We start from the raw sequence: 5954 nt of genomic DNA on the forward strand, positions 1-5954 counted from the left end.
TGATCATATTCATCCCTTCAGAGTGCCGCTGTAGCTTCCGTGGCGCCGCTCTGTAACCTGCTCACTACGGTCCCCGTCGCCTCCCGCCACTGCCGCGCTCGCCACCCGAACACACCCTCAAACTTCGCGCTCGACAACCGCGAATTTTGCGGGCGCCTGGCCCTGGTCGGATAATCCGCCGTGGCGATATCGCGCACTTTCGCATAGGGGCCACCCAACGCCCGGCTTGTGTCGAGGATGTGGCGGGCAAAGCTGCTCCAGTTGGTGTCGCCCTCGCCCGCCAGGTGGTAGACACCGAAGGCGGCGAAATTCCTGTCGTCCCGCAGCCTCGCCGCCGCATGCAGGATGGCGTCGGCGATGTCGAGCGCCGAGGTCGGATTGCCCCATTGATCGGCGACGACGGCGATCTCGTCGCGATCGGCCGCCAGCCGCAGCATCGTCTTGACGAAGTTCCTGCCGAAAGGGCTGTAGACCCAGGCCGTGCGCAGGATGATGTGGCGCGGATTGGCGGCGGCCACCGCCTCTTCGCCGACGAGCTTGGAAGCGCCGTAGACGCCGAGCGGCGCGGTGGCGTCTGTCTCGACATAGGCGCCGTCCTTGGCGCCGTCGAAGACATAGTCGGTCGACAGATGGATGACGGGGACGCCGAGCCTTGCCGCGGCTTCGGCCACCTTGCCGGCGCCGGTGGCGTTCACCACGAAGGCCAGGTCCTTATCGTCCTCGGCCTGGTCGACGGCGGTGTAGGCGGCGGCGGAAACGACGATGTCCGGCCTTGCCGCTTCCAATGCCGCGAGCACTGTGTCGGGCTGCGCAAGGTCGAGCCCCGGGCGGCCGACGGCGACGACTTCCACGCCGTCGCGGCCCCGCGCCGCCTCGACCAGGCTTGCTGCGACCTGGCCCTCGCGTCCGGTGACGGCAAGCCTCACGTGGTCACCTTCCTGCTCTCGGCCGCGGTCCTGGCCGGATTGCCCGCGACCGGACCGCTTTGGCTGTTTGCGGCCGCAGCGTGGCCCAGCCGCTCGCCGGCGTAGCGCTGCTCGCGGATCGGGCCCCACCACCATTTGTTGTCGAGATACCAGTCGACGGTCCTGGCCAGGCCGCTGTCGAAATTCTCGCGCGGCGCCCAGCCGAGATCGCGCGCGATCTTGGAGGCGTCGATCGCATAGCGGCGGTCATGTCCAGGACGGTCGGTGACGAAGGTGATCAGGTCGCGATAGCGCTTGCCGGCGGCACGCGGCCGCCGCACGTCCAGCAGATCGCAGATCGCCTCGACCACGCCGAGATTGGTGCGCTCGGAATTGCCGCCGACATTGTAGCTCTCGCCCGGCCGCCCCTTGGTGGCCACCAGCTCCAGCGCCCGCGCGTGATCCTCCACGAACAGCCAGTCGCGCACATTGGCGCCGGCGCCGTAGACCGGCAGCGGCTTCTCGTCGAGCGCGTTGAGGATGACCAGCGGGATCAGCTTTTCCGGGAAGTGGTAGGGGCCGTAATTGTTCGAGCAGTTGGACAGCACCACCGGCAGGCCGTAGGTCTCGTGCCAGGCCCGCACCAGGTGATCCGACGCCGCCTTCGAGGCCGAATAGGGCGAGGACGGCGCATAAGGCGTCTCCTCGACGAACATGCCGCCGTCGAAAGGCAGGTCGCCGAAGACCTCGTCGGTCGAGACATGGTGGAAGCGGAAGCCCGCTTTGCGCTCCTCGGACAGCCCACGCCAGTATTCCAGCGCCGCATTGAGGATGCGGTAGGTGCCGACGATGTTGGTCTCGATGAAGGCGCCGGGGCCGTCGATCGAGCGGTCGACATGGCTTTCGGCGGCAAGGTTCATGACGATGTCGATATCGTCACGGCGCAATATCTCCAGCACCGCGCGCTCGTCACAGATGTCGCCCTGCTCGAAGCGATAGTTGTGCGCGTTCTCGATCGTCCGCAGCGACGCGAGGTTGCCGGCATAGGTGAGCTTGTCGAGATTGGTGACGCGGTAGGCCGGGTTGGCGCACAGATGCCGGCAGACGGCCGAGCCGATGAAGCCGGCGCCGCCGGTGACCAGGAAATTCAGCCTGCCCTCTTCCCTCACGCGAAAACCTCTGCCTCGCTCAGCGGTGGCGCCTTGCGATCCTTGTCCGAGAGCTGGAAGTCACCGGCAAGCGACGGCCACGCAATGCCGATGGCGGGGTCGTCGAAGCGGATCGACCGGTCATGCTCCGGCGAATACGTATCGGTGACCTTATACAGAATCTCGGTGTCCGGGACGAGCGTGACGAAGCCGTGCGCGTATCCCTTCGGCACCAGGATCTGGTTTCCCTTCTCGGCCGACACCTCCAAAGCCGACCATTTTCCGAAAGTCGGCGAAGACCGGCGGATGTCGACGACGACATCGAAGACGCTGCCTCGCACGACGCGCAGCAGCTTGTCCTGGGCGCGGGGCGGTAACTGATAGTGCAAGCCGCGCAGGACGCCGGCGGCCGCGGAATAGGAATGGTTGTCCTGCACGAAGGTCAGGTCGATACCGGCCTGGGCAAAGCGCTCCGCATTCCAGGTCTCGCAGAAATAGCCGCGCGCGTCGCCATGCCGCTTCGGCACGATCTCCAGCACGTCCTCCAGGCCGAGCGTCCTGACCTCAAGCACCTTGATCCTCCATCAGATCGGCGACCCGCCGCCGCAGATAGGCCGCATATTCGTTCTTGCCGAGCCGCGCGGCGCGATCGAGGACCTCGTCGGCGCTGATCCAGCGCTGCTCCAGCGCAATCTCCTCGGGGCAGGCGATCTTGATGCCCTGGCGATGCTCGATCGTGCGCACGAAGGACGAGGCCTCGAGCAGGCTGTCATGCGTGCCGGTATCCAGCCAGGCATAGCCCCGGCCGAGGCGGTGGACATGCAGCTCGCCGCGCTCGAGATAGACATTGTTGACCGCCGTGATCTCGAGCTCGCCGCGCGCCGAAGGGCGGATGGTCGAAGCAATGTCGACGACGTTGTTGTCGTAGAAATAAAGACCTGTCACGGCCCAGTTGGACTTCGGCTTTTGCGGCTTCTCCTCGATCGTCAAAGCCCTGCCGGTGACCTTGTCGAAGGAGACCACGCCATAGCGCTCGGGATCGTCGACATAGTAGGCGAAGACGGAGGCGCCGCCGTCGCGCGCAGCCGCCTCGCCGCAGAGCTGCGACAGGCCGCCGCCGAAATAGATATTGTCGCCGAGAATCATCGACACGCTGTCCTTGCCGATGAAGTCGCGACCGATGATGAAGGCTTCGGCGAGACCATTGGGCTCCGCCTGCTCGGCATAGCAGAGCTCCAGGCCGAATTCCGAACCATCGCCCAGCAAAGCCTGAAACACCGGCAAGTCGCGCGGAGTTGAAATGACGAGGATCTGGCGGATTCCCGCGAGCATCAGCACGCTCAGCGGGTAGTAGATCATCGGCTTGTCGTAGATCGGCAGTATTTGCTTAGATACAGCTAATGTTAGCGGATAAAGACGTGTTCCGCTGCCGCCCGCAAGGATAATTCCTTTCAACAAGCTCTCCTTGAACTACCGCGGCCCCCGCCTCGACGCCAAGTTGCCCGTGCTTAGGTTTCGGGCACCGGCTTGTCAATGTCGGGTTTGCTTCCTTCCTGACGCTGGTTCCACTTTCTATCATCCGGCACGCGGTGGTTTCGAGCGAAATCCGACTGCGGCATGAAAAAGGGCCGGCGGGCGCTTGTCGCCCGCCGGCCCTTCTTTCGTCGATCGCGATCAGCCGCGCTTGAGCAACGCCCACACGGCCGGCACCAGGCTGGCGGCCAGGGCCACCTTGATCAGGTCGCCGGCGATGAAGGGCAGGACGCCGAACTGCCAGGACTTTTCCGGTCCGATGAGCATCGCCAGCCAGGCAAAGCCCATGGCCATCATGACGACTTCCGCCGTCAGCATGGCGCCGAACAGCTTGAACGGGCTGCGGTCCCAGCCGCGGTCGGCGGCCCAGCCGGCGATCGCGGCCATGACCACGAAACCGGCGAGATAGCCGCCTGTCGCGCCCAGCATATAGGCGATGCCGATGCCCTTTTCCGGCGTGCCCTGGAAGACCGGCAAGCCAAAAGCGCCTTCGGCAAGGTAGAGAAGCAGCGTCGCGACGGCCAGCCGCAGGCCGAAGGCCGAGGCGATCAGCAGCACGGCGAGCGTCTGCAGCGAAATGTCGACCGGGCCGAGCACCACTTTGGTCTTGGCCGAAAGCGTGAGCAGCAGGGTTCCGGCAAGCGCCAGGAAGAGCTGGGTCGCGAGCCGCGCGGCGCCCCGCTCCGGCAGAGTGAGAGAAACGAGCGGACGCATCGTGGTTGCAATTGCCATGGTCTTCCTCATTCTGGCTGATTCATTGGGTGGCTGATTTGCTGGCTTCAAAAACTTTCTTGATGCATGTCGTTGTCCCAGAACCGCTGCGCACTTTTGGGCGAAATGCTCAAAAACTTTCTTGATGCATGTCGTTGTCCCAAAACCGCTGCGCACTTTTGGGCGACATGCATTGAATTTCCTATATTGGCTTCCGTATCGGGCGGCAATCATTTTGCCGCATTGCAAAGGAATCCGGCATGGCGCTTGAGTTCGATACCAGCTTCGACCCGGCCTACGGCCGGGCGGTCACGGTTGCGCCGGATGTGCTGCGCATCACTGCCGGAAACCCGAGTCCGTTCACCTTCCACGGCACCAACAGCTATCTCGTCGGTCGCGACACGCTGGCGGTGATCGATCCGGGGCCGGAAGACGACGCGCATCTCGAAACGCTGCTCACGGCGATCGCTGGCCGGCCGGTCAGCCACATCTTCGTCAGCCACACGCATCGCGACCATTCGCCGCTGGCGGCACGGCTGAAGGAGCGCACCGGCGCGCCGACGCTTGCCGAAGGCCCGCACCGGCCGGCACGGCCCTTGCGCATCGGCGAGGTCAATCCGCTCGACGCCAGCGCCGACCTCGCCTTCGTGCCCGATATCGCGCTGGCCAACAATGCCCTGACCGAGGGAGACGGCTGGGCGATCCGCACCATGCTGACGCCCGGCCACACCGCCAACCATGCCGTGTTTGCGCTCGAGGGAACCGGCATCCTGTTTTCGGCCGACCATGTCATGGCCTGGTCGACCTCGATCGTCGCGCCGCCGGACGGCGCCATGGCCGACTATATGAGCTCCCTCGACAGGCTGCTGGCGCGCGAGGATCGTCTGCTGCTGCCGGGCCATGGCGGGCCCGTGACCGCGCCCCAAAGGTTCATGCGCGGCCTGAAGACGCATCGCAAGATGCGTGAAAGGGCGATCCTGGAGCGCATCCGCGCTGGCGACCGGACGATCAGGGAGATGGTCGCAGCGATCTATCGCGACACCGACCCCCGCCTGCACGGCGCCGCGGGGCTGTCGGTGCTCGCCCATCTCGAGGATCTGGCCGCGCGCGGCCTGATCGCCACCGAAGGCGACCCGGCGATCGACGGCATTTTCAGTCCCGCCGGCTGATCACTCGGCCGGCGCCGCGCCAACCTGCCCGGCGACTTCCTGGTCCAGCTCGCCGAGGAAATCCGTGATGCGGGCGGCGTTGTCGCCGAGGTCGTAGCGGCCGTAGCGCGAGGCCGAGCGCATGTCGACGATGACCTGCTCGCCATCGTCGGTGACGCGGATGGCGACGTCGGCCGGCAGTCCGAGCACAAAGCCCTTGGCCAGCGCATTGATCGTCGCCTCGCTCTGCCCGTTGATGTCGGGATAAGGCGCCGTCAGCTGCCAGTCGCGGCGGTCGAGCACGGTTTCGACAGCGTCGACGACGGTTTCGAAGGGCAGATTGTAGCTGTGGCCGCTGACCAGCGGATAGGTATCGGCCTGCAGGCTCTGTTCGCCAGGGGTCGGCGGCGACAGCTCGTTCATGTCGCTTGTCCGGTCGCTGGTGTCCAGGACCGGCGGGTCGTCGAGATCGGTCGAGATGTCGCGCAGCGGCGGGTAGATCGGGGCCC

The 5954-nt window shown here is 65.4% G+C and carries 7 protein-coding genes; 1 reads left to right on the forward strand and 6 read right to left on the reverse strand.

What is annotated here, in order from left to right; genetic code table 11:
* Positions 1-17: 17 nt before the first annotated feature.
* The 5 genes from rfbD to EOA28_RS22090 all read right to left on the reverse strand — a co-directional run bounded on the left by rfbD (position 18) and on the right by EOA28_RS22090 (position 4318).
* Entirely contained in the window at positions 18-926 is a 909-nt protein-coding gene (gene rfbD, locus EOA28_RS22070) for a dTDP-4-dehydrorhamnose reductase (RefSeq protein WP_127250091.1), read from the reverse strand.
* Positions 923-2056, reverse strand: coding sequence for a dTDP-glucose 4,6-dehydratase (rfbB, locus tag EOA28_RS22075; protein ID WP_127250116.1), 1134 nt, complete (start codon positions 2054-2056; stop codon positions 923-925). Before rfbB ends, rfbD begins: the two co-directional genes overlap by 4 nt.
* Before the next feature lie 14 nt (positions 2057-2070).
* On the reverse strand, positions 2071-2625 hold the full coding sequence (gene rfbC, locus EOA28_RS22080) for a dTDP-4-dehydrorhamnose 3,5-epimerase (protein ID WP_126078445.1): 555 nt from the start codon (positions 2623-2625) through the stop codon (positions 2071-2073).
* Positions 2618-3508, reverse strand: a complete 891-nt coding sequence (gene rfbA, locus EOA28_RS22085; RefSeq protein ID WP_126078446.1) for a glucose-1-phosphate thymidylyltransferase RfbA — start codon at positions 3506-3508, stop codon at positions 2618-2620. The genes rfbC and rfbA overlap by 8 nt, the downstream gene beginning before the upstream one ends.
* Before the next feature lie 219 nt (positions 3509-3727).
* A complete protein-coding gene (locus EOA28_RS22090; protein WP_126078447.1) occupies positions 3728-4318 on the reverse strand; it encodes a biotin transporter BioY in 591 nt (196 codons plus the stop codon).
* Positions 4319-4557: 239 nt separating this feature from the next.
* Between EOA28_RS22090 and EOA28_RS22095 the strand changes: the two genes are divergently transcribed.
* Positions 4558-5466, forward strand: a complete 909-nt coding sequence (locus EOA28_RS22095; protein WP_126078448.1) for an MBL fold metallo-hydrolase — start codon at positions 4558-4560, stop codon at positions 5464-5466.
* Here EOA28_RS22095 and EOA28_RS22100 read toward each other — a convergent pair.
* Positions 5467-5954: DUF1499 domain-containing protein (locus tag EOA28_RS22100; protein WP_148670798.1), on the reverse strand; the 488-nt coding region annotated here is incomplete at its 5' end.

The sequence above is a fragment of the Mesorhizobium sp. M2A.F.Ca.ET.067.02.1.1 genome, from assembly GCF_004023285.1.
Classification (GTDB): Bacteria; Pseudomonadota; Alphaproteobacteria; order Rhizobiales; family Rhizobiaceae; genus Mesorhizobium.